At 37.5% G+C, this 25,751-nt stretch carries 20 protein-coding genes and 2 other annotated features; of the genes, 14 read left to right on the forward strand and 6 right to left on the reverse strand.

The features are described from left to right. Positions 1-30 precede the first annotated feature (30 nt). Positions 31-564: a DJ-1/PfpI family protein gene (locus tag NST02_RS11830; RefSeq protein ID WP_095306329.1), complete on the reverse strand. Its 534-nt coding sequence runs from the start codon at positions 562-564 to the stop codon at positions 31-33. Positions 565-876: 312 nt separating this feature from the next. Between NST02_RS11830 and NST02_RS11835 the strand changes: the two genes are divergently transcribed. Then, a complete protein-coding gene (locus NST02_RS11835; RefSeq protein WP_340949068.1) occupies positions 877-1,671 on the forward strand; it encodes a DUF2935 domain-containing protein in 795 nt (264 codons plus the stop codon). 70 nt (positions 1,672-1,741) lie between these two features. On the opposite strand, the gene NST02_RS11840 is transcribed toward NST02_RS11835, so the two are convergent. Next, positions 1,742-2,290 carry a DJ-1/PfpI family protein gene (locus tag NST02_RS11840; RefSeq protein WP_095306327.1) on the reverse strand — a complete coding sequence of 183 codons (549 nt, stop codon included), beginning with the start codon at positions 2,288-2,290 and terminating at the stop codon, positions 1,742-1,744. 461 nt (positions 2,291-2,751) lie between these two features. Here NST02_RS11840 and NST02_RS11845 point away from each other — a divergent pair, with 461 nt between their 5' ends. Further along, positions 2,752-3,030 (forward strand): alpha/beta fold hydrolase, encoded by a 279-nt coding sequence (locus NST02_RS11845; RefSeq protein WP_235879425.1) that lies wholly within the window; start codon positions 2,752-2,754, stop codon positions 3,028-3,030. Between the two features lie 80 nt (positions 3,031-3,110). On the opposite strand, the gene NST02_RS11850 is transcribed toward NST02_RS11845, so the two are convergent. Beyond that, positions 3,111-4,364 (reverse strand): MFS transporter, encoded by a 1,254-nt coding sequence (locus tag NST02_RS11850; protein WP_340949070.1) that lies wholly within the window; start codon positions 4,362-4,364, stop codon positions 3,111-3,113. A gap of 221 nt (positions 4,365-4,585) precedes the next feature. Beyond that, positions 4,586-4,838 (forward strand) — a binding site (T-box leader). A gap of 45 nt (positions 4,839-4,883) precedes the next feature. Then, positions 4,884-5,133, forward strand: a binding site (T-box leader). Positions 5,134-5,339: 206 nt separating this feature from the next. Here NST02_RS11850 and trpE point away from each other — a divergent pair. From trpE to NST02_RS11890, 8 genes are all read left to right on the forward strand, one after another. Continuing rightward, positions 5,340-6,728, forward strand: a complete 1,389-nt coding sequence (gene trpE / locus NST02_RS11855; protein WP_340949071.1) for an anthranilate synthase component I — start codon at positions 5,340-5,342, stop codon at positions 6,726-6,728. After that, positions 6,725-7,306: an anthranilate synthase component II gene (locus NST02_RS11860; protein WP_212933282.1), complete on the forward strand. Its 582-nt coding sequence runs from the start codon at positions 6,725-6,727 to the stop codon at positions 7,304-7,306. The genes trpE and NST02_RS11860 overlap by 4 nt, the downstream gene beginning before the upstream one ends. Continuing rightward, entirely contained in the window at positions 7,307-8,332 is a 1,026-nt protein-coding gene (gene trpD / locus NST02_RS11865) for an anthranilate phosphoribosyltransferase (protein WP_340949072.1), read from the forward strand. After that, complete coding sequence (trpC, locus tag NST02_RS11870; protein ID WP_137743104.1) at positions 8,333-9,124, forward strand: indole-3-glycerol phosphate synthase TrpC; 792 nt, start codon at positions 8,333-8,335, stop codon at positions 9,122-9,124. Further along, entirely contained in the window at positions 9,121-9,738 is a 618-nt protein-coding gene (locus tag NST02_RS11875) for a phosphoribosylanthranilate isomerase (RefSeq protein ID WP_095306323.1), read from the forward strand. The genes trpC and NST02_RS11875 overlap by 4 nt, the downstream gene beginning before the upstream one ends. Next, positions 9,735-10,937: a tryptophan synthase subunit beta gene (trpB, locus tag NST02_RS11880; protein ID WP_095306322.1), complete on the forward strand. Its 1,203-nt coding sequence runs from the start codon at positions 9,735-9,737 to the stop codon at positions 10,935-10,937. Before NST02_RS11875 ends, trpB begins: the two co-directional genes overlap by 4 nt. Then, positions 10,934-11,713, forward strand: a complete 780-nt coding sequence (trpA, locus tag NST02_RS11885; protein WP_095306321.1) for a tryptophan synthase subunit alpha — start codon at positions 10,934-10,936, stop codon at positions 11,711-11,713. Before trpB ends, trpA begins: the two co-directional genes overlap by 4 nt. A gap of 120 nt (positions 11,714-11,833) precedes the next feature. Continuing rightward, on the forward strand, positions 11,834-12,916 hold the full coding sequence (locus NST02_RS11890; protein ID WP_095306320.1) for an AI-2E family transporter: 1,083 nt from the start codon (positions 11,834-11,836) through the stop codon (positions 12,914-12,916). 104 nt (positions 12,917-13,020) lie between these two features. On the opposite strand, the gene NST02_RS11895 is transcribed toward NST02_RS11890, so the two are convergent. The 3 genes from NST02_RS11895 to NST02_RS11905 all read right to left on the reverse strand — a co-directional run bounded on the left by NST02_RS11895 (position 13,021) and on the right by NST02_RS11905 (position 15,983). Then, a complete protein-coding gene (locus NST02_RS11895; RefSeq protein WP_137744929.1) occupies positions 13,021-14,589 on the reverse strand; it encodes an IS1182 family transposase in 1,569 nt (522 codons plus the stop codon). Positions 14,590-14,912: 323 nt separating this feature from the next. Next, positions 14,913-15,662, reverse strand: a complete 750-nt coding sequence (gene aroD / locus NST02_RS11900; protein ID WP_095306319.1) for a type I 3-dehydroquinate dehydratase — start codon at positions 15,660-15,662, stop codon at positions 14,913-14,915. 225 nt (positions 15,663-15,887) lie between these two features. After that, positions 15,888-15,983: a YjcZ family sporulation protein gene (locus NST02_RS11905; RefSeq protein WP_095306318.1), complete on the reverse strand. Its 96-nt coding sequence runs from the start codon at positions 15,981-15,983 to the stop codon at positions 15,888-15,890. Between the two features lie 314 nt (positions 15,984-16,297). Here NST02_RS11905 and NST02_RS11910 point away from each other — a divergent pair, with 314 nt between their 5' ends. The 4 genes from NST02_RS11910 to NST02_RS11925 all read left to right on the forward strand — a co-directional run bounded on the left by NST02_RS11910 (position 16,298) and on the right by NST02_RS11925 (position 25,724). Next, on the forward strand, positions 16,298-20,068 hold the full coding sequence (locus NST02_RS11910) for a S8 family serine peptidase (RefSeq protein ID WP_340949074.1): 3,771 nt from the start codon (positions 16,298-16,300) through the stop codon (positions 20,066-20,068). Positions 20,069-20,219: 151 nt separating this feature from the next. After that, positions 20,220-21,368: an acyl-CoA dehydrogenase family protein gene (locus NST02_RS11915; protein WP_095306316.1), complete on the forward strand. Its 1,149-nt coding sequence runs from the start codon at positions 20,220-20,222 to the stop codon at positions 21,366-21,368. 338 nt (positions 21,369-21,706) lie between these two features. Beyond that, a complete protein-coding gene (locus NST02_RS11920; RefSeq protein ID WP_137743181.1) occupies positions 21,707-23,608 on the forward strand; it encodes a beta-propeller domain-containing protein in 1,902 nt (633 codons plus the stop codon). A 397-nt stretch (positions 23,609-24,005) separates the two neighbouring features. Further along, positions 24,006-25,724: an ABC transporter ATP-binding protein gene (locus NST02_RS11925; RefSeq protein WP_340949076.1), complete on the forward strand. Its 1,719-nt coding sequence runs from the start codon at positions 24,006-24,008 to the stop codon at positions 25,722-25,724. The last annotated feature ends 27 nt before the right edge of the window (positions 25,725-25,751 follow it).

Here is a 25,751-nt window from a genome sequence, read left to right on the forward strand (position 1 = left end):
AGCACGGAAGCCGTTTTTACATCTGCACTTCTAACGATACCAATTTCGATTAAAATCCAATTCTAAAACCTGGCCGAACTTATTGGCGAAATCGATAAAATAAGCACCTCGTGCCGTCAAAATCCCTCTATCAAACACATAGGGAGCATCAACGTACCCTTTTTCCGAAAAGACCCCTAAAAATTCTCGCGCCTGCTTTGAAATCCCTGTCGTATAATTCCGATCGAGTAAAATTCCTGCTTTCGCTAACAAAAATGGTGCACTTGAAATGGCTCCGATGACAGCATCCTGTTCATATACTTTGCGAATAAATTCAAAAAGCGACTCGATTTCCATTAAATGTTGAAAGTCATCAACACCTGGGAGAACCAGACTTTGTAATTGTTCAAGCTGTATTTTTTCAATAGTTGTTTCCGGTAGACAGGTCAAACCGGCCTCACCCTTCACTGCTTCATCATTTAATCCAATAAATATTTTCGGATGATTGGCTTGGGTTAATACAGAAAGAATGACAGATAGCTCATATTCGCTAAATCTTGGATAAAGTAAGATGCCGGTTGTCATTACCGCACCTCCTGGGAAAAAATTTCACTCTATGTTATACAATTTCTACATTTTTTGATAAACTCCTTTAAAATTCATAAAATTTAGTATTTTCTAACTGGAATTGTTGATAAAAAGATTTTGGTTTATTTATTGTGAAATAGTTCACAGGACTTTCAGTCAACAGAAAAGAGAAAAAAATGAGCCAAAATCAATACTGATATATAACAAAGCCAAAATTTAAAAAACACACGTTCATATTTATTAAAAAGAACCTATATATTTTATGAGATGACATTAAGGTGAAATTTGAAGAAGGGCAGGGATTCGTAAATGGCAAATTATGAACAAGCCGCACAATTTGAACATCGTTTTTGGCTTCAAGTATTAGGGGATCATGCGAGGTTTATTCATGATTCACTCGGTCCGAGTGAAAAAGAGTTGATCGAGCAAGCAAGTGCGTTTATTTCAATTTTTGACCAATTATTACATCAGGTTGAGGGAACGGATTTAATGAAATTAAGCGAAAGAGCCGAGGTGGAAGTAAAGAAATTGCGGCAGTTTAAATTGGATATTATTGAGCGTCATTTGACAGGTGATATAACGATTCATTTAGGTCCAGTATTTATTAATCATATGGTTAACGAGTTGGAAGAATACTTGCTGTTGTTAGAGTATTTGAAAAAGGGAGAAGTTCCACCAGTATTTCATGAACTTCATCATCATTTAATTTGGTTGTTAGACGGTGCTGGTCATGCAGGAGCCATCTCTGACAATATGGAAACGGTTGAGAAAAAAATAAAACGGCAAAGCGATGAATTTACAAAGGACTTTGAAGCTTTTTACTTAAAAGCAGTTGAATTGACAGGCTTTTTACGGACAAATTTATCAACTTTTCCCGCACTCGAAAAATTTAATCATGACGTCCAACTGGAAATGAATTTATTTATGGGCTTCTTAAATGAAATTGAAGAATTAGAATTAAGTAAAGAAGCACTAGGTACGTTTGCTCCTTTAATGGCGGATCATATGATGCGTGAAGAATGTTATTATTTAACAAAACTTGCTGAAACAACAGATATTGAACAGCCCCAATGTGATCCGACTAAACCAAGATTAGAAATTTAAGACTGTCATCAGTAAGGCAGACAAACCAATGCGCCAGAGTTATACTCTTCGCGCATTGGTAAAAATGATTTTATCCTAATTGTTTAATAAACTCCCTCATAAACCCAGGTAAATCAGGCCAAGCATGTCCTGATACAAGATTTCCTTCGACATGAAGATGTTCCTCGATATATGTAGCGCCTGTTGCTTCTACATCTGGCTTACAAGCGATGTAGGCGGTCAATTCTCTGTCTTTTAAATATTGCCTTACAGTGGTTAAAATAAGACTGGCATGGCAGATAGCTGCAATTGGTTTGTTCGTTTCAAAAAAATGAGCAACAATCGCTGGAACATTTTCATTTAAACGAATATACTCTGGAGCCCTCCCCCCAGGAATAATTAATCCATCGTACGCTTCTGCTTTTACTTCCTCAAATGTAAGATGGGATTCAATTAAATATCCTTTGCTTTCTGTGTAAGTGTCCCATCCGATAAAATCATGAACGACCGTTTGCAACTGCTTCTTTGATGGAGCGGCAATTTGTACATCATAACCTTCCTCAAGACAACGGAAATACGGATAATAAATTTCTAATGCTTCGACTGCATCTCCGGCAAGAATGAGAATTTTTTTTGACATTAACAATTCCTCCTCTCCAATTATAAAAGGCTCTTGCCTTTCAAAGTACATTATTCGCAGAAGAGGGAGCAGATTCCTTTTTTATTCATAAAAAATTTATTTCATTTTTACAACTTAGTATGAAGAATTGGAGGGTTTGTCATATTAACATGGAGAGATGTTGTTAAAAAGGTTTGATTTTTAAAAAATGAGGGTGTCAATATTTGTTATGATGACTTTGGATCAGGTACTCCAATTATTTTTATTCATCCTCCCGGGATGGGAAGAAGAGTTTTTTATTTTCAAACCAGCCTCATGGAACGTTTACGTGTCATCTTTCCTGATTTAAGTGGTCATGGAGATTAAACATTTCCATTGAAAGCTATACTAATGAAATTAAAGCCCTGTTAGATCACTTGCAAATTCCTAAAGCGACTAAATGCGTTGCACATAGTCATACAAATCAGCGAGATATCAGCCAAATGCTGTTTAAGCATATGCTTAAAGCGAATCGAGTTGCTTGGTTACAATATTATGAAAAATCGTTAACGTATTCCTGTGTAGAGCGTCTTTCTCAATTAAATAGCCCTCTGTATTTAGTTTATGGTGCAAAGGATTTTATTAATCATCATTTGCGATTTTATCAAAACTACCCTCATCAGCTTACAGTGGTGAAAAAAGTCTCACATCAAGTTCTTACAAAGGAATGGAAAGTTTTTAATCAATTAATTGTGAGTTTTGCAACCGAAACGTTTAAATAAGGGTAGGTGCCAGTCAAGTTGGTTGAATGGACTTGAAACATCCATTCAACCACTAGCTGACATAGAAAGCAAGATGAAGTCTATTTTTTTTCTTTATCTGGTTTTATGGCAAATAATGTTAACAAGACTGCGCTGACGCCAATGATGGCTAAAATATAAAAAAGGCTTCCCTCGAGTTGATTTAAAAGGATTGCGATGACAGGCGGCCCTGCAGCTACTCCGATAAAACGCATTGAGTGATAAATGGAAGTAATGGTTCCCCGTTGGTCTTTTTGAATTCCTTCTGTGATAATGGCGTCTAAACAAGGGAGACTGGCGCCAATGCCGATGCCGCTTAATAAGAACATGATAATCATGAACCACATGCCTTCGGAAAAGCTTAGACTCACTATTGAGAGGGACATTAACAATAAGCCAGTGAAAGTAATCCATTTCATCAATATCTTATTTTCTTTAATGATTTTCCCGGTAATGAGTGAAGTAAGACATAATGCTCCTAAAGGCAGAGCGAGGTAAAGACCTTTCTTTACATTCATAATATGATGCTCTCTTTCAAGTACTTCAGATAAATAAAAGAGGACCCCGAACAGGACAAACATTAAAATAATTCCAATAGCAAAAATCGCTAGTAGCCATCTGCCATTATTTTTAAAAATCTTTTTAAGCTGATAAATAAATTCTTTAAATGGGATTGGTTCGTATTCGGTCTTGCCTCTTCTAACAAACAAAGCCATTAGAAGAATGGAAATAAGACAAAATATTGGAAACGACAGAAACGGAATAAACCAGATAAAAGTTGCCAAAAATGCACCAAGTATTGGACTAATGACTTTTCCAAGGGTGTTAGATGTCTCAATAATTCCAAGTGTACTGCTGACTTCTTTTTCACTTTTAAACATATCTCCTACAAGAGGCATAACAATCGGTGCTGCCCCTGCTGCTCCGATTCCTTGAAGAGCACGGCCAACAAGGATGATCCAATAGGGATCTTTAATTTTCCAGGCTGCCCAACCAGAAATGAGACCACCAATAGCAGCAATCGCCAGACTAGGGATGATTACTTTCTTTCGTCCGATATGATCAGATAAAAATCCGGCAATTGGTATTAAAATAATCGCCACAATCGAATATACGGTTATGATTAAGCTTGATTGAAATGAAGAAATATTTAATTTGTCCTCCATTGCTGGAAGAACGGGAATGAGCATTGAATTACCTAACGTCATGACGAGAGGGATTGATGAAATAGCTAAAACACTCCATTTATTCCCATAAGATTGTTTTGATTTCTTGCTATCCTCTCTGCTTGTCAAAGAATTTTCAATGAAATCCATCTTTTGCTCCGTCCTTTTTTTATTATTGTTAACACTTTTCAGCAATTAGAAGACTTCATATCAGTTTAGAATTGATAACTCCCAACCTTAATATTTACTTAAATGCTGAAAAACTAACTGAAAAAAGATTTACTATTTATGGATCGAATAAAGTATTAGAATTTTTTGATAAAAATAGGTTGACTTTAAACCTGAATGTGTATATGATAATTAACAATAAATGAATGGCGATGACGAAGAAGAGTAGCTTAAAAGGATTCTTTAGAGAGCTGATGGTTGGTGAAAATCAGTGCTGAATTTTAAGTGAATGGGCTTCAGAGCTTCCAAACCGAATCATAATGTGTAGTAGGCTTTGGCGAACGAGTCTCATCGTTACAAGAGACAGGTATTACATTGCAGATTGCAATTGATACTGATGAGTGAGCTAATTATTTTAGCTAATGAAGGTGGCACCACGGGTTTCTCGTCCTTTTCTTAGGATGAGAAGCCCTTTTTGTTTTAATAAGGACAACTGAATAACGAACATCGTTGAGTAAGAGGAGTAAATGAAAATTTGATTTTTTTCAGAGAGCCGGGGAAGGTGGGAGCCGGTAAAATCAATTTCATCGAATGGACTTACGAGAGACAGCTTGAAAGGATCAGTAGGGCTGTACGGAATTCCACCGTTACAAGGATAGGATTTACAATGAAATTTGTGAATCTAAAGAAGTGGGAGTATTTTTAAGCTCTAACCTGAGGTGGCACCGCGGTGAATATTATCGTCCTCTATAAGCGCAGCAATGCGTTTATAGAGGGCTTTTTTATTTTGGTTTTGTGGTTTGTTTTGGTTCATTTTCGTGCGAAATCTTGGTTGATACGAAAATGAGGCAAAAATAAACGGAATCATTCAACATAGCCTATTTTTTCATTATAGGTTAGAGCACCTTTTGTCATTACTGTTTAAGAAATATTAATAAGAAAGGGGTTATCACATTAATGAGAGTAGAGGAAAAATTCATCTTAGCCGAGACGATTCAAGGAGACACCCTCACACCAATCTCTATTTATCAGAAGTTGTCTGGACGAAAGAAATTTTTATTGGAGAGTTCGTTAAAGCACGAAGATTCTGGTAGATATTCGTTTATTGGTGCAGGTCCAGCATTTGAAATAAAAGGATTTGAAACGAAAACAGTTATTACAACAAATGGAGTTGAGCGCATTGTCGCAGAAAAGCCTCTCGAAATGTTGAAACAGTTGATGTCAAAAGTGATAGCGGATGATGAGAACTGCATTCCCTTCATTGGAGGTGCAATTGGTTTTGCTTCCTATGATGTCGCTCGCCATTATGAAAAGATAGGGAATGACTTGCCTGATCATTTCTTCCTTCCCGATGTCCATTTTATGATGTTTGAGGAAATCATTGCATTCGATCATTTACAACAGAAAGTATATTTGTATGGCATTCCATTATTAGAATCAACAACAAAAACAGAACTAAAAGCGCGATTGCAGGCAAGAAAAAGTGAAATTGCAGAGCTTAAACCGAAGGAAGATAAAGCCTTTAACCTCACTTCATTTGAAGCATCCATGACGAAGGAACAATTTATAGAGAAAGTGAAAAAAGCAAAGGAATATATTGTGGAAGGTGATATTTTCCAAGTCGTCCTCTCACAACGGATGACGGCAAAAGTAATCGGAGATCCTTTTTCTTTTTATCGAAAACTACGAATTCAAAATCCCTCTCCATACATGTATTATCTTGATTTCGAAGATTATATTGTCACTGGTGCATCACCTGAGAGTTTAATAAAAGTGGCAGAGAATAAGGTCATTACAAATCCGATTGCAGGTACGAGGCCAAGAGGAAAAAATAAACAAGAAGACGAGGAACTTGCAGTAGAGCTAAGAAATGATGAGAAAGAATTGGCAGAGCATCAAATGTTAGTCGATTTGGGTCGTAATGATATTGGTAGAGTTAGCGAATTTGGCACTGTTAAAGTTGAGAAATATATGGAAATCGAAAAATATAAGCATGTCATGCACTTAGTATCAGAAGTCAGTGGTATGTTGAAAAAAGAGTATAGTCCGATCGATGCATTAATAGCTTGTCTGCCAGCTGGAACGGTATCAGGTGCACCGAAAATAAGGGCGATGGAAATTATTAACGAGCTTGAAGAGATAAAAAGAGGAGTTTATTCAGGTGCTATCGGATATCTATCTGTCAACGGCAATATGGATTTTGCGCTTGCCATCCGAACGATGATTATGAAGGATGAGGCTGTTTATATTCAAGCTGGTGCAGGAATAGTGCATGATTCGATTCCAGAAAAGGAGTATGAAGAAACACTGCATAAATTGAAAGCATATTTGGAGGAGGAGAAATGATACTACTCATCGATAATTATGATTCTTTTACTTTTAATCTTTACCAATATTTTGGAGAATTAGGCGAAGAAGTGATTGTAAAACGAAATGATCAAGTGTCAGTAGAGGAAATTAAAGCATTAAATCCAACTGCTATTTGTTTATCTCCGGGACCGGGAAGACCAGAACATGCAGGGATTTGCGTCGATCTGATTCAATCTTTATGTGAGAAGGTACCGATTCTTGGTATTTGTTTAGGTCATCAGGCAATCGGCTATGCTTTTGGAGCGACGATAGAGAAAGCAAAAAATATTATGCATGGAAAAAGATCTTATATGTTTCATGTGGGCAATGAGTTATTTGAAAATTTGCCTGCGCCAATTGAAGTTATGCGCTATCATTCATTAGTGATAAAAAAAGAAACGCTTTCGGAAGATTTCAAAGTATTAGGTGAAACGACTGATGATCACGAGATTATGGCGATTAAGCATAAGCAGTACCCATTATATGGTCTTCAATTTCACCCAGAATCAGTCGGAACAGAAGCTGGTATGAAAATGCTCAATAAGTTCCTGAACGATGTTAGGAGGAGTAGGTAAATGAGAGATTATTTACAACGCATAGCTGATCGTGATTCTTTGTCAAAAAAAGAAATACAAGAAGCAATGAACAATCTTTTTTCTGAAAATACAACAGATAGCGAAATTGCTGCTTTTATGATCGGTTTAAAAACAAAAGGTGAAACTGTTGATGAAATTGTTGGAATCGTTGAAGCATTAAGGGCAAATGCGTTAACATATCATTCGGAAATTTCCCAAGTCATTGATAATTGCGGGACTGGAGGCGATGGTTCAAAAAGCTTTAATATCAGCACGACCTCAGCTTTTGTCATGGCCGGTGCAGGACTAAAGGTGGCAAAGCATGGGAACCGCAGCATTACTAGTAAAACTGGGAGCGCTGATGTGTTGGAATATTTAGGGGTGAATTTAGATTTAAATCCGGATATTTCGCTGCAGATTTTGAAGGATGTGGGCATTACCTTCTTGTTTGCACCATACGTTCATCCGAATATCAAAAGAATTATGAAGGTTCGAAAAGATCTGCGGATTCCTACAGTTTTCAATTTAATTGGACCGTTGACAAACCCAGTTGATTTGGATTTTCAGCTGCTAGGGATCTATCGCAGAGATTTAATTGAAATGTTTGCTGAAGTTTTAAAATCACTTGGAAGAAAGCGTGCAGTTGTATTAAATGGTGCAGGTTTTATGGATGAAGCTTCATTAGCAGGAGAGAATCATTTAGCCATTTTAGATGATGGAAAGATTCAGTATCGAGTCCTCCACCCAGAAGAGCTTGGTTTTTCTATTTATAGTAATGAAGCTATTAAAGGTGGCGATCGTAAGGAAAATGCTGAAGCCCTTTTGAGCGTTTTGAGAGGTAAAAAAGGGGCACATCGTGATATAGTTCTCCTCAATGCAGGAATTGGCATCTTTACAGGTGGAATTGCTTCTTCGATCGAAGATGGGATTAAACTTGCCTCAGAAAGCATTGACTCAGGAGCTGCAATGGAAAAACTTGAAAAACTAATTGAAAATAGCCATGCCGGGAAGACAGAGGTGATTTAGTTGGAAACGATTTTAGAAACGATTTTAGCGGAGAAGAAAAAAGAAGTAGAAATGCTTAAGGAAAGTCAAGTCAGGAAAGCGCCAGTTGCTCGTAATAGAAATTCATTGTTAGAGAAGCTTGAGAATGCAAAAGAGCTGATGATTATTGGGGAATTTAAAAGAGCGTCGCCATCAAAAGGGGATATTAACATAAATTCGAATCCTGCATCTCAGGTGCAAATGTATGTTGATGCAGGTGCAGATGCAGTTTCTGTACTAACTGACACTACTTTTTTTAAAGGATCAATGGACGATTTGCAGGTGGTCAGACAGTTGATTGCCAATCCTATTTTATGTAAGGACTTTATTATCGATCCCATTCAAATTGATGTTGCAAAAAATTCAGGGGCGGATATTGTTCTTCTCATTGCTGCCGCACTTGATGATAGAAAGCTTTACAATCTCTATCAGTATGCACTGGAGAAGGGATTGGACGTACTTATGGAAGTTCACAATGAGGCGGAAGCAGAGAGAGTATTAAAGACGGATAATCGTTTAATTGGTGTTAATAATCGCGACTTAAGAACGTTTGAGGTCAATCTCGATGTTACGGAGTATCTTGCACCGTTTATACGAAAAGAAGAGCGATTTTTAATTAGTGAAAGTGGGATTGGCACTATTGAAGATGTTGAAAGGGTTGTAGCTGCAGGGGCAAACGGGATTCTTGTAGGAGAAACCTTTATGAAGCATCAAAATCCCAGTGAAATTATTAAGGCGATGAAGCTTCCATTAAGTGAGGGATTTAGGCGATGAAGGTAAAAATCTGTGGAATTCAAGATGTGCAAACTGGTCAATATGCAGTTGAACAAGGAGCAGATGCTCTTGGCTTTGTTTTTGCGGAAAGTAAAAGGAAAATCTCTCCAAAGGAGGCAAGGAAGATCATTAAAGAGTTGCCGACTGAAGTTTTCAAAGTAGGCGTTTTTGTTAATGAGGAGCTTGAAAAGGTTCAGGAAATTATTTTGCAAACTGGTCTTGATGCTGTACAACTACATGGGGATGAGTCACCGAATTATTGTCGGAATTTTGCAATTCCTGTTATTAAAGCATTCAGCATTGAATCAAGGGCAGATATCATTAAAATTGCTGAGTATGATTGTGAATATGTACTTCTTGACAGTCCGAAAGGGAAATACCGCGGTGGAAACGGAATAAAATTTGATTGGAGCCTGTTAGAGAATTTTGAAGCAAGGGGCAAGAAAATGATTCTAGCTGGCGGATTGAACCCGGAAAACGTAACAGAGGCGATAAGAAAAGGCGCCCCTCATATGGTCGATGTTAGCAGCGGTGTTGAAACAGATGGGAAAAAAGATTTTGTTAAAATTCGTTCGTTTTTAGAACAGGCCAAGAATTGGGAGGAAATAGGATGAGCACGTATACATTACCGAATGAAAAAGGTCATTTTGGCAAATACGGTGGCAGGTTTATTCCGGAGACACTCATGCAAGCAGTGAAAGAATTGGAGAGCGCATATAAGGAAGCGGTTAAGGACAAAGGGTTTCAAACACAGCTTCATTCTTTGTTAGCGGATTATGTAGGACGAGAAACACCTCTCTACTTTGCTGAAAATCTGACTGAATTTAGCGGGGGAGCTAAAATATATTTAAAACGTGAAGACTTGAATCATACAGGCGCTCATAAAATTAATAATACAATTGGGCAGGCGCTGTTAGCAGTGAGGATGGGGAAGAAGAAAATAGTCGCAGAAACAGGTGCTGGCCAACATGGGGTTGCGACCGCAACAGTTTGTGCATTGTTAAACTTAGAATGTGTCATTTTTATGGGAGCAGAGGATATAAAAAGGCAGCGATTGAATGTTTTCCGTATGGAACTTTTAGGAGCAAAGGTTGAAGCTGTGACTTCCGGAAGTCAAACGTTAAAGGATGCATGTAATGAAGCATTGCGATACTGGGTTTCTAATGTTGAGGAATGCCATTATATTTTAGGCTCAGTTATGGGTCCCCATCCATTTCCTATGATGGTTCGTGATTTTCAAAGTGTCATTGGGAAAGAAACGAAAAAACAATTTATGGAAAAAGAAGGAAGATTGCCCCATGCATTAGTGGCCTGCATTGGCGGCGGCAGCAATTCAATGGGCATGTTTTACCCGTTTATTGAAGAAAAGCAAGTTAAAATGTATGGAGTTGAAGCTGCTGGTCTTGGTGTTGACACAGAGCAGCATGCTGCTTCATTAACAAAAGGAAAACCAGGTGTTCTGCACGGAGCACTCATGTACTTATTACAGGATGAAGCAGGACAAATTCAAGAAGCGCATTCCATCTCAGCTGGGCTTGATTATCCAGGAGTAGGACCGGAGCACAGCTATTTAAAAGATATTGGTAGAGTGGAGTATCACTCCATCACAGACGATGAAGCATTAGAGGCATTAACGCTTCTTTGCAAATTAGAAGGCATCATCCCAGCTTTAGAAAGTTCACATGCTGTTGCTTATGCGATCAAGCTTGCAAGTAAGATGGGCAAGGAGGAGAGCATTGTTGTTTGCTTATCTGGTCGAGGAGATAAGGATGTTCAAACTGTAAAGGCGAGATTGGAGGGGGAACAAGAGTGAATCGATTAACCAAAGCATTTGAGCGTTTAAAGAAAAAAGATGAAAAAGCGTTTGTCCCCTACATTATGGCGGGCGATGGGGGACTTGAAAAGTTGATGGAACGGATTGTTTTTCTTGAATCATGTGGGGCGACGGCTGTTGAAATTGGCATCCCCTTTTCTGACCCAGTTGCCGATGGACCAACGATTCAAGCTGCGGGTTTACGTGCACTTAACGAAGGGGTTACTTTAAAGGCAGTGCTTCAAACCATTTTAAACGTTCGACCAATTGTTTCAATTCCAATCATTGTGATGACATATATGAATCCGATTTACGCTTATGGCATTGCCTCTTTTATTGAAGATGCCAGTAAAGCAGGGGTAGACGGTTGCATTATACCAGACTTGCCTATTGAAGAAGAGGACCTGCTACTTCCTCATTTTGAAGTTGCTGATATCGAACTTATCCGTCTCGTGACATTAACGAGTTCCAATGAACGAATTAAAGAGATTGCGAGTAAAGGCAAAGGCTTTCTTTATGCTGTTACCGTAACGGGTATTACTGGAGCAAGAGCAAAGTTCCATGCCCAAGTAGAGAATTACTTGAAAAATATAAAAGAAATAAGCTCATTGCCAGTGCTTGCCGGATTTGGGATTTCAACCTCTGAACAGGCACAAGAGATCAGTCAATATTGTGATGGTGTTGTTGTAGGAAGTAAGATCGTTGATTTATTTCACAAAAATAACCTTGATGAAATCGAAAAGCTAATTAAGTCAATAAAAATGATGGAAATTTAAGCGGGTGGAGTATCATTCGCTTTTTTTCTTTATACATCAGTTTTAGATGGATTTTTTATGAAAAGATTGATATATTCAAGAGAGGTAAACTTTTGGATAGTGTAGGATGTGATTTTGTAAATGGCGTTAACGGAAAAAAGATGGTTTCGAATAATGATTGCGATCATCTTATTTTTACTGATTATGTTTTTGCTAAATGTTAATAATTTTCTTTTAGAACCTGTTATGGTTTTACTGAAGACAATCTTTCTTCCATTTGTGTTGGCAGGAATCTTATATTATTTATGTCGTCCGTTAGTTACTTATCTTGTCAAGCAAAAGTGCCCTAAGTGGTTAGCGATTATTGCAGCTTATTTTGCGATCATCTTATTTGTATATGGGATTATAAAGTTAATTGCTCCACCAATAAATGATCAGCTCGAAAGATTTGTCGATAATCTGCCGGCGATGATATCAACCGTTATGGATTGGGTAGAGTATGTTCAAGAGAATCGCAGTACCTTTCCTAGCTTCATACAAGATGCTTTCCTAGCTGCCAGTCAAGATATTGAGTCAAGGTTGCAGGACAATGTCGGCAATATTGCAAATGGGATATTAGGAGTATTTGGAGTAATCGGCGGTTTTATAAATATTCTATTTGGCATTGTGCTGGTGCCGTTTATTCTCTTTTATATGCTAAAAGATGGTCAACGTTTTTCAACAAGTGTTACAGCGTTCTTTCCGAAAAAGAAAAAAGAAAACGTATTGGCCATTTTAAAAGATATGGATAGAACAATTGCCACGTATATTCAGGGACAAATGTTAGTCTGTCTAATTTTAGGGATTCTCTTATTTATTGGCTATTCTATTATTGGTTTAAATTACTCCTTGGTTTTGGCAGTGTTTGGGATGTTCACAAATGTTATCCCGTTTTTAGGACCGTTTATTGCTGTTATTCCCGCTCTATTAGTTGCTTTATTTCAAGAGCCAATTCTTGTTGTATATGTTGCAGTTGTTACATTAATTGCGCAGCAACTTGAAGGGAATGTCATTTCACCAAATGTTATGGGCAAGACTTTAAATATTCATCCTTTAACGATCATTGTGCTCGTGTTAACAGCTGGAAGTTTAGTGGGGATTGTCGGGGTTATATTTGCTATTCCACTGTACTCTATCGTTAAAGTGATTGTCATTAATATCGTGAAAATTTATCGAACAGCGTAGAGAAAGGAGCTGGGACATAACTAGCTTCAAATAATGAGAAAGGTGAATTTGAGGGTACTCAAATTCACCTTTCTCTATTTTTGTGTGTTCATTTTTCTATTACCTTAGTTAATGGCCGTGAATTTTCTTAAATTCACGGCCATTAACGCGAGACCCATTTCGTTTTCTACCTTCGATTTTCCTCGTACAGAAAATCGAGTGAAACGCAAATTAGCCTTCAAGAATCCAAAAACTGGTTCCACATCGATTTTGCGTTTTCGATAGATGGCACCTGTTTTCTCTTCTGAAAGCTTCGCTCTCACATATTCTTTTTGCTGTTCCCATTTTTCGTTCACCATTAGTTTTCGATGGTTGCCTTCTTTTGCCTTGGTACATGATGAACGGAATGGACAGCCCGAACATTCTTCACATTCATAGACTTTAAATTCCCGTTTAAAGCCTGTTTTATCCGTACGTTCAGAGCGATATTTAAATAAAAGGCGTTTGTGATTTGGGCATGTGTATGTATCGCTTTCTTCATCATACTGCCAGTTGTCTGGATTAAACTTGTTTTGTTTATGTTTTTTCTTTTGTTCCTTCACATACATGTTATACGTTATTAGTGCTTCTCGGTTTCTGTTTGAAAGGATATCATTAAAGTTTTGTTCGCTGCCATAACCTGCATCTGCCACAATATGCTTCGGTAATTCGAAATAACCTTTCTCGATTTCATCTAGAAATGGAATTAACGTACGTGTATCTGTCGGATTTGAAAATATACTATACGCAAGTGTGTATTGACCTTCCGTTGCGATTTGTACATTATAACCTGCTTTCAATTGACCATTCTTCATATAATCATCTTTCATTCGCATGAATGTTGCATCAAGGTCTGTTTTCGAATAACTATTACGTGTACCCAAGATTTCAAAGTCCCGTTGATAGTTCTGTTTCCGTACAAGATAATCAGTTAACTGCTTACGCACTTGCTTTGGATATTTTCGTTCACTTCTTAATGCTTTTCTTTCTTCTACGCTCGATGATGCTTCTATTTTTTGGTCATATTCCGTAATGACTTCATCTACTTTTTCAATCATTTGATCGAGTTCTTCAAGTGATAATTGCTCATCACTTTCTCGTTCAATTTCAGGTAAGATCTCTTTTTCAAGTAACTCATTGTACAGTTGATTTGATTTTTCAATTAAGCTTTTGTGATATTTTTCAATCGACTTTTTCCACACGAATGTAAATTTATTCGCATTCGCTTCGATTTTGGTCCCATCAATGAAAATCGCTTCTTGATCGATTAGTTCTTCTTGTACAAGTTGACAACGGAATTGGACGAAACTTTGGCGAATGAGATCTTTCACTTGAGGTTGAACACGGAATCGGTTAATTGTTCGGTAGCTTGGTTCATATCCTTGAGCTAGCCACATCATACGGATACTATCTTTTAAAAGGGCTTCGATTTTACGACCAGAAAAGACAGACTGCGAATAAGCACATAAGATAATTTTTAACATCATGCGTGGATGATAAGCAGGGCACCCCTCATTTCGAAAAAATGGTTCAAGGGCTTCAGGTGGAATACTTTCCACTAAGTGATGTATATGGAAGGCAATATCATTTTTTTGTAACTTTACTTCTAAATCTAAAGGCAAAATTAATTGATTCATGTTATAATTTTTAAACATAAGGATCCTTCTTTCTGTATGATTTGGTTGTGGTGACTTAATTTTATCAGAAGAGGTCCTTATTTTTATACAAAAATGAATCAAAGCCAGTGAAATTTTACGTGTCGTAAAATTTCACTGGCTTTTTCATTTTAGAGATGGGTTTTGTCCCACCCTCTTTTTGTTTTTTTGGCAAAATGATAGCTTAATTCTGTTAAATAGTAAATATCTAAAGCTGTCAAATGTATGAAGCTTTAACGCACCTAGAACATTTTCGAATCTATTTAGCATTTCTATTGCGGTTGACTCTATAGGTAGGTTCTTTGATGAATTTTCTTTTGTTCCTAAGCTTGATATTTTTTCATAGTTTTCATAATGGTGCGCAAATCTTCAATTAAAATTTGCCCGGGTGCAGAGCTTTTGTCACCGACAGCAAAAATAAGTTGGGACCCAAATATCCAACCAGCCATACGGCTAATTGCGCCCATTTTACCCATTGCCATTGTTGCAATTGGAATAGAAAGGAGTTTTTTCGCTTCATCGGTCGCATTAAGTAATTGGAGAACATCGGTAAGATTATGGGGCATGACCGCAATTTTCCCAATATCTGCACCTGAAATTTCCGCTCTTCTTAAAATAATGAGGAGCTCTTCTGCTGAAGGTGTGGATTCAAAGTTATGATACGATAAAATTAAAAGTTTTCCATTTTTTTCTGAGATCGACCGAATATGTGAAATTGCATCAGTATCACGCTGTAATTCATAGTCAATAAGTTCAATCGGTGCTTCTTTACATATTAATTCGAGCAAATGATCTAACTCGCGATCAGTTAAGGGGATGGGATTTCCTCCCTCTGCTTCTGAACGGATTGTGAAAAGAAGGGGGATGTTTCCTATTTCTGCTTTTAAATCATAGGCAAGTGCAATTACGTTTTCAGCATGCTGTAAATCTTCATAGTAATCTGCTCTCCATTCGATGAGATCGGGGGCATGCTCTTTTACTCGTCTTGCCTCTATTAACAATTCATTTCTCGTCTTGCTAACTATAGGTGTGCATATGTATGGATGTTTATTCAAGATAATTTTGTTCCTCATCGTCTATTGCTTCTCTCCTTACCGCTAATAAATGAAACTTTTGTTTTTAGAAATCATAACATTTGAAAATAGTTTTATCTAGAGGCTGAACGATCTTGCAGTTGCTTTGTCTACACTTAATGATGCAATAAATATGTCCAAAGCGCCAAAAAAGGCGCTTCAGAGTGCAGACAAAGTTAATATCCAATGCAAACTGGTGAGGCAAAGATATTTTATTTTTTCAGTTTAGTAACCAATAAAGCTAGCTCCGACAATAATTAGCAAAATAAATAGAACAACAATTAACGCGAATTTTGAATTGCCACCATGTTCGTAACTCATTAAGATCACCTCCAGTTTACAACTAAACAGCATAGGGGAAGCTGTTTCCCTAATATCATATGACGAATAAGAAAAGAGGGTTGGACAAGTAAACGACTCCAATCGCCTAAATTTATGAAATAGGTGAAAAGGATTGTTTTTTGACTATTATGTTAGTAAACTGGGATTATTTCAAAAATAATCCAAATTAACTAGCATATTTATAAATCTTTGAGTCCTCAGCCACTATTAAAGAAATTTGCTCCTATGATAACGTTAAAATACAACAAGAATATTCTGAATTTATATACTTTTCCCTAAAAAAGGAGGGCCTTATGAAGAAGCTTAAAGCGTTATCGATCTTATTAATTGTATTACTTTTTTTCACTACTTCCGCCTCTGGTGCAAGTCTTCCACAGCACAAGGAAAGTACACAAAGAGCTATCACTGCAAGTAAATCTATACAAAAATCTGAGTACGAACAGCACTATGATCCATCCGATACGGTGCGGGTTATTGTTGAGATGAAAACGGAGCCAGCGATTGAATATGCGCAAAAGCGGGGAAAACGTTATAAAGAGCTTCCAGAGGCAACAAAGAATAATTTGAAAGCTGCAAAGCTGGAAGAACAAAATAAAGTGAAGGAAAAAGTCAAAAAGAAGAAGATAAGTCTTCGTGAGAAGGAAACATTTACGACAGTTTTAAACGGATTTAGTGCGGAAGTTAAATATGGGGATATTGAAGAAATAGAAAAGCTACCAGAAGTTTCTGAAGTTGAAATAACATTGGAATATGAGCGTCCACAAGATTCTCCAGATATGGTGTATAGTAAAGAGCTTGTTCAAGCTCAAGAGGCTTGGAGAGAGTATGGCTTCAAGGGTGAAGGAAAAATAGTCGGCGTTATTGATACCGGACTTGATCCGTCCCATCAGGATATGGTTCTTACTTCAAAAAAAGAGGCAGCACTGAAAAAAAATGATGTAAATAAATATATAAGAGAAAACGGTCTTAAAGGACAATATTTTTCTGAAAAAGTCCCTTACGGATATAATTATATGGATGAAAACAATGTTATTCGTGATATCGCTCCAGGTGCCTCCATGCATGGAATGCATGTTGCGGGAACAGTTGGAGCAAATGGCAACGAGGATAATGGGGGAATAAAAGGAGTTGCTCCAGAAGCGCAGTTATTAGCTTTGAAGGTCTTTGGCAATGATCCCAATATTACGACAACTTACGGGGATATTTATGTAAAGGCAATAGATGACGCAATTATTTTAGGTGCAGATGTGTTAAATATGAGTCTCGGTTCAACGGCAGGCTTTGTTTCAGCGGAGACAATGGAACAGAAAGCCATTACAAGAGCAGTTGAAAATGGAGTTGTCATGTCAATATCTGCAGGGAACTCAGCCCATCTTGGTAACGGTTGGGCAAATCCATTAGCATCTAATCCTGATATTGGTGTTTCCGGTTCTCCAGGACTTGCCTACGATTCTCTTCAAGTCGCTTCTGTGGAAAATACATTTATGGATTTGGATGCAGTCAATTATGTCATTGATGGAGAAGAGGACAAAGCACCATTCCTTTCCGCTGGGAATACTCATCCAAATGATGATGAAGTAAACACATTCGACCTTGTTTATGGTGAACTAGGTTATCCGGAAGAGCTCACGAATGTTGCTGGAAAGTATGTATTAATTCAACGTGGAGAGCTTTCCTTTGTTGATAAAGCAATAAATGCCCAAAATGCTGGTGCAGTGGGAGTTATTATTTACAATAATACTGATGGTTATGTCAATATGGCAACAGATGCTGCTATAACCATTCCTCAGCTGTTTATGCTTAAAACGGACGGTGATAAATTAGCATCCGCGATTCAGTCTGGACAAGCCATCTCGATTACATTTAACGGAGAAAAAACGACTGCTCCAAACCCTGAAGGTGGAAAAATGAGTGACTTTACCTCTTGGGGGTTAACTCCGAACCTAGATTTTAAACCGGAAATAACCGCACCAGGTGGACAAATTTACTCAACCCTTGAAAATAATCAGTATGGGATGAAAAGCGGAACATCAATGGCGGCTCCTCATGTTTCCGGTGGCGCTGCTCTTGTACTGGAAAGGGTTGATAATGAATTTGGCGTGATCGGTTTTGAGAGGGTTAATATCGCAAAAAACCTGCTTTTAAATACCTCTGCGCCTATTAAGGATCAAGGCTTTGTCAATGGAGTATTTGGCTGGGATAACCCGTATTCTCCAAGAAGACAAGGGGCAGGAATTATGCAGCTTCATTCTGCTTTAAAATCACCAGTTATTGTTACAGAAAGCCGTACCAAAGAAGGAAAGGTAGCATTAAAAGAAATAAACGATCAATTTGAGTTTACCCTAACTGCCAAAAACTACAGTGACGAAGCTGTCAGCTATGATGTTTCAGCAAATCTGCAAACTGATTTTGCCGGCTGGGGCGAATTAGGTTATGAACCGGATGCTTTGGAAGCTGCACCGCTCAGCGATGCCAGTATTTTGATAAACGGTGAGCCTTTAACTGAAATCATTGTTCCGGCGAATGGGGCAGTTACCTTTTCGGTCACAGCAGATTTATCGAATGCGACAGTTGTAGAACCATCAACAGGTCAGTTAATCCCGGCTAAAGACGTCTTTGTTAATGGATATTTTGTTGAAGGGTTTGTAACGATGAAGGATCAGGCAGACGTCAATCCAACTTTAACAGTTCCATATGTTGGCTTTAACGGAAACTGGGATCAAGCTCCAATTATGGATGGAATGGTCTATGATGATCAGTCCTTTTATGGAATGGGAGGAGCTGTATATAACGCAGGTGAAGATAGCTATAATTATTTAGGCTACAACCCGATTACAGAAACGATCTCAAAAGAAAATATTGCGATCTCTCCAAATGGAGATCATATTCAAGATGAGTTTATTCCTGTTTTATCTTTCCTTCGAAATGCTAAACAAGTAGAATTAGCGATTCTCGATGAGGATGGAAATCGTTTAAGAAAGCTACGAACTGAAAATGAAATACGAAAAAACTATTATGATGGTGGTTTAAATCCGCATTATACGTTAAATTCACAATGGCAATGGGATGGAACCATTGAAAATGCAACCGCAGATGATGGGCAATACTATTATGAAATTCGTGCTGTCGTTGATTATCCAGATGCAGAGTGGCAGTCTGTCTTAATCCCTGTACTTGTTGATACGGTAGCTCCAACTATTGAAGCGGAATTAGCGGAAACTACTTTAATATTGAATGTTGAAGATAATGAAAACGGCTCAGGCATTGCCTATATTGATCTATTAGTAGATGAAGACTCCATCCTTGAGACGCCGCTTTCTGGTGATACGACTGAGTACATTCTGCCTCAGGAAGTAGCACAGGGCGAGGTAACTGTTATAGCTTATGATTATGCTGGAAATGTAACGGAGGAAACAGTGGAAGGAAGCAATAACGATACAACAATGCCATTTGTCTATTTGGAAAACCCAGAAGCACTACAGGTTTTTAATTCGGGTGAATTGCATGTGAACGGCTATGTGATTGAAAAGGAATCTGGCTTAAAGGAAATGTCCATCGCAGGTGAAAAAATTCCGTTCCAATTCAATGAATCTACTGGTCGTTATGAATTTGATGCCACTATTCAAGTAGAAGATAATTTCCATCGATTGGATGTAAGAGCGATTGATTATGCCGGAAATGAGTTTTCCATTAAGAGGGATGTATTTGTAGATAGCACCGCTCCAGTTTTGGAAGTAAGTGGATTACCAAAAGATCAATACATCAAGCATAATTCGAAAAATCCAGTTATAGACATTCGAGTTATAGATAATTTTGATGTAATTCGCTTTTATTTCAATGGAAGTGAAGAGTTCTATCAAGAATTGCAGGCTCCATATGCGATGAGAGGCTTTGACAAAGTCTTTTCTGGCTATACTTTACAACTAAAAGACGGTTGGAATATTTTTACATTCGAAGCAGAAGATATTGCAGGGAATAAAACGACTGAAACAATAGAGCTTTATAAATTGAAAAAGGGAGAAAAAGCTCCCAAGAAAGAGAAGCCAAAAAAAGATAAAAAATAAACATAAAGAGCAGAGAGAGTGAGTTTGAACATTCTCTCTGCTTTTTTGTCGTTCTGCTGTAAATTTATTGTTTAATAAATTAATTTGATCCATAATAGTGATAAGAATAATTCCTATTAATATAGTAGGATTAATGAGTGAGGGATTAGATATGCGATTTCAAGAGACAAGGACATTTGAAGAAAAGCTAAAACTAATGAGAGAAATGTCTGAACAGTTTAGAACGAGAGCAGCAAAGGTTGACGAAGAAGCTTCTTTTCCCTTTGAAAATATTAAAGAGCTTAAAGCTTCAGGGTACACTCAACTAACGGTACCAAAAAAATACGGTGGAGAAGAAATCACTTTATATGAATTAGTCCGTCTACAGGAGCAAATTGCAATTGGTGATGGAGCAACCGCTTTAGCGATCGGTTGGCATATGGGGATAGTAAAAAATCTTGCAGAAAAAAGGTTATGGCGTGAGGAAATTTTTAAAAGAGTGATGGAGGATGTCAAAAAAGGTGCTTTATTAAATGGGGCAGCGAGCGAGCCTCAAACAGGAAGTCCTACAAGAGGCGGAAAACCGACGACGATTGCCAGAAAAACAGAAAATGGCTGGATCATAAATGGTCGCAAGACGTTTACGACCATGTCTCCAGTACTTGATTATTTTATTGTTAGCGCAAGCATTGAAGAATCCGATGAGGTTGGGAATTTTCTTATCCATCGTTCTCTTCCTGGTATAATCATAGAAGAAACATGGGATAGCGTTGCGATGAGAGGAACAGGGAGCCATGATCTAGTTTTAATGGATGTTGAAGTATTAAGTGATGAATATGTCGAGCGATTTGTTCCTGGACAGAAAGGAGCGAATGGTTGGTTGTTGCATATTCCTGCCTGTTATTTAGGAATTGCTCAGGCTGCACAAAAGTATGCGATCCATTTTGCCAAAACTTACTCACCGAACAGTATTTCAGGAACGATTATTGATATTCCTGCTGTCCAACAGCGAGTAGGTGAAATGGAGCTGCGAATTTTAGAAGCTAAGCATTTTCTCTATTCGGTTGCGAAGCAATGGGATGCTTTAGCAGAGGTGGAAAGGATGCGCTTAAATGCTGAGCTTGGTGCTGTTAAATATGCGGTGACAAACAAAGCGATCGAAGTAGTTGATTTGGCAATGCGAATCGTGGGAGCTAGAAGCCTGTCTCAGCAAAATCCCCTTCAACGCTATTATCGTGATGTGAGGGCAGGACTCCATAATCCACCGATGGATGATATGACAATACAGGCATTGGCCAGAAAAGCACTTGCCGACAATTGAAAAGAAAATCCTAGCTAAAGTGCCTATAACATTAAGCAAGTGAAGAAATTTCCACTTGCTTTTTTGAGTTATCTTTATGAAGCGAAAATCGGTATTTATCCTTCTCCAGCAAGCTGGTATATTTGAAAATCTCCCAAACTTGAAGAGGCATCAGGCCATTTGATCTAAAAAAGGTAATCCTCTTACTTTTTGAGTTAACGACATTTTTTTACTCACCATTTTTTGTTGTATAAATAATTTGTAATATTTATGTAACTTTACCAATGAGATTTAAGTCAAAAAAGTGAAGACAATATTTACATTTACGATTTTTACATTCAAAGGAGGATGAGTAGTTGATGAAAAGGAGAGGGATTTTAATCACTGCTGTTATGATTTTATTTTGTTCTGCTGCGCTCTATTTTCTTAATAAGGGTGACAGCGCAAACCGTCAAGCAAAAGCTCTACCATTTGCCACCGATAACAGTACAGTTCCTGTTATTTCGTCAAAAGAAAAGCTTAATCAATACTTTAAAAAGGTTATGAAGGAGGAACGAAGCAATTTCAGTTTATATAAGATGGAAGAATCGACTGCAGAAGATAGCGGTGGGTCTTCTGAGAATAGTGCACAATCATTTGATGCTTCAGAAACGAATAATCAGGTACAAGGGGTGGATGAAGCGGATCTTGTCAAAACGAATGGAAGCCATATTTTTCAAGTTGTCGACGGAAAAGTGCATATTATCGAGACAAATGATGGCGATGATATGAAATTACTTCATTCATTTTCCTTTCCAGATCACTTTTCTCCGTCAGAACTGTTTCTCCATGGTGATAAGCTGTTAATTGTAGGACATAGCTATGAGGAAATGGAAGCTTCTAAGAAGGTGGACGATTCAAATAAGATGATGATTGCTCCAATCAATGAGATGACAAAGGCAATCGTCTTTAATATAAAAGACCCGAGCAACCCAAAGGAAGAAAGAACGATATCCATTGAAGGCCATATTGTGTCAATGCGCAAAATAGACGGAAAAGTGTATGTTGTGACAAATCAATTTCCTCAATATTGGCTCTTGAGGGAAAATGAAGATGTGGATTTAAGACCTCGTTATAAAGATAGTACTGTAAGTGGGGAAAATCTATCTGTCGGTTATGATCAAATTCACATTTTTCCTGAATCTAAGGAAGGAAATTATACCATTATTGCTGCATTTGATTTAGAAAACCCAGAGAAAGAGGCGAAGATCACTACGTATTTAGGCGGGGGAAATCAGCTTTATATGTCTAAGGAAAATATATATATTGCCTTGCAAAATTGGAATGTCAGACCGTTAAGTGATCGATCAGATGCTACAGTGAACACAACCATTTACAAATATGCTGTTGATAATTTAAATGTAGAATTTGTTCATTCAACAGAGATAGATGGGAACATTTTAAATCAATTTTCGATGGATGAACATAACGGTTATTTTCGAGTTGTCACGACAGAAGGAAATACATGGGATGAAGAGAGTCCTTCTGCTAACCACTTATTTATTTTTGATGACCGTTTAGAAAAGGTGAGCTCTATTGAAGATTTAGCAAGAGGAGAAAGAATTTATTCGGCCCGTTTTATGGGAGATAAAATTTATATGGTCACATTTAAAGAAACGGACCCGTTATTTGTCATTGATGCATCAAAACCTGAGGAACCAGAAGTTTTGGGAGAATTAAAAATTCCCGGATTCAGCAACTATCTTCATCCCTTTGATGAAAATCATCTAATCGGTTTTGGTCACGATACAAAGGTTGTACCGGCAAAAGACTCAAGTGAACCTTTAATTTTCACGGAAGGGGTCAAGCTTTCCTTATTTGATGTATCAGACATGAAAAATCCGAAGGAAAAGTTTACAAAAATTATCGGTGGAAGAGGGACATATTCCCCGCTGAACTACGATCATAAAGCATTATTATTTGATAAAGGGAAAAATATCTTTGCCTTTCCAATTAATATTTATGAAGAGACTGAGGGAGAGAATTTTGAAGAAGGTTTTAAGTTTCAGGGAGCACATATATACAATATTGATTTAAATCAAGGATTTCAATTAAGAGCTGAGATCAGCCATATGAAGGGAAAGCAAATATATGAAGAATGGCATAATGAAATTAGGCGAATCCTTTATATAGATGAAACCCTGTATGTCCTTTCAAATGGAAAAATTACATCACATTCACTTACCGACTATAAGTTAAAAGATGAATTAACACTGAATTAGTTATTATCATGAAAAACTCAAATCCAAGGTTTGAGTTTTTTATGATTTTCATCTGCCTTTTTTAAAACATGAGCTCAGATTAAAGGGGGTTAACGATGGAGTTAATGAGCAAATTTGTTTTATATATTGATAATGCTTCCATCCTTACGTTGATTTCTAGTCTTGTTAGGTATTAATTAAATGGGGGACTTCCCCCTTACTAATTATTTTAGCAAGGCTAAATTTTTTCTCAAACTATTGGGAAGTTCGTATGTTAACGCTTATTCTCTTTATTTATAAGTCCATTTCAATCTAGAATGATTTACATTTTCATTTGTCATGGTTATGATATATTTTAGTAGTTTACTAACATGGTGAAATGGAATAAAAATATGTCAGTTAGAGAGGATTTACATTCATGATTCGTCGCTTTATTTCTTATTATAAACCTCATAAGAAATTATTTACGCTTGATTTTACAAGTGCTATTATAGTAGCTTTATTGGAGTTGGCGTTTCCCCTTGCTGTTCAGTGGTTTATCGATGATCTTTTGCCTGATGAAAATTGGTCAATGATTGTCTCAGTGAGTGCAGGGTTGCTTGCTCTATATTTAATGAGTATGTTCCTACAATATATCGTCAATTATTGGGGGCATAAGCTGGGAATTAATATTGAAACGGATATGCGACAGGAGTTGTTCCAGCATGTGCAAAAGCAATCGTTCCGCTTTTTTGACAATACAAAAACGGGGCATGTGATGAGTCGGGTCACGAATGATTTATTTGACATTGGAGAATTAGCCCATCATGGACCAGAGGATGCTTTCATCGCTGTGATGACTTTTGTCGGTGCATTTTGGATTATGCTGACGATCAATGTCCAGCTCGCTCTTGTAACCTTTTTAGTTGTACCTTTTCTTATATGGTTAATTACGTACTGTAATATTCATATGAATAAGGCTTGGAAAAGAATGTACGGAGAGATTGCTGATATCAATGCCCGTGTTGAAGATGCTGTATCTGGTGTCCGCGTCGTGCAATCATTCACGAACGAAAAATTCGAAATTTCGAGATTTACAACCAATAATCAGAGATTTCGTACGGCAAAATTAGCAGCTTATAAGGTCATGTCCTATACTTCTGCTGGAATGTATATGATGACGCGTTTATTTGTGTTAATCGTGTTAGTTTATGGTGCTTGGTTAAGCTTTAAAGGAGATCTCTCATATGGAGAACTCGTCGGCTTTGTTCTTTATGTAAATGTACTTTTTAAACCAATCGATAAAATCAGTGCATTGATGGAGCTATATCCTAAGGGAATGGCAGGATTCAAGCGATTCACTGAGTTGATTGATACGATCCCTGAAGTACAGGACAAAAAAGATGCCATTGAAGTACGGAATTTACAAGGCGATATTACCTTAAATAACGTAAGCTTTGCATATGATAAAAGTAAGCAAGTGCTTGATAATATAAACTTGCAGATTCGTTCTGGTGATACGGTTGCTTTTGTGGGCCCATCTGGTGCTGGAAAAACAACGATCTGTTCTTTAATCCCTCGTTTTTATGATGTGGATGGAGGAAGCATTACGATAGACGGAATGGATATTCGCGACATGACGAAAAAATCTCTCCGTTCCAATATTGGCATCGTGCAGCAGGATGTATTTCTATTTACTGGCACATTAAAAGAAAATATCGCTTATGGCAAGCTTGATGCAACAGATGAAGAAATTAAAGAAGCAGCTCGACGTGCCCATCTTGAGGATTTCATTTATTCCCTTCCTGATGGCTACGAAACGCAAATTGGTGAACGTGGACTCAAGCTTTCTGGCGGACAAAAACAACGCATTGCCATTGCTCGCATGTTTTTAAAAAACCCGCCGATACTAATTTTGGATGAAGCAACATCTGCATTGGATACAGAAACAGAATTAATTATCCAAAAGGCGTTAAATGATCTTGCCCAAAATAGGACAACATTAATTATTGCCCACAGGCTGGCAACGATTCGCAATGCGGATCGTATTGTCGTTGTGACAGAGGATGGCATTGCAGAAGAAGGAAGCCATGATGAGTTAATCAAACGCGGTGGAATATTTGCAAACCTGCACAACGTACAATATCAGCAAAGCTAAACGCTCTTTTTTGATAGCTGATTAGAT

Origin of the sequence: Robertmurraya sp. FSL W8-0741, from assembly GCF_038004005.1 — a bacterium.
Classification (GTDB): domain Bacteria; phylum Bacillota; class Bacilli; order Bacillales; family Cytobacillaceae; genus Robertmurraya; species Robertmurraya siralis.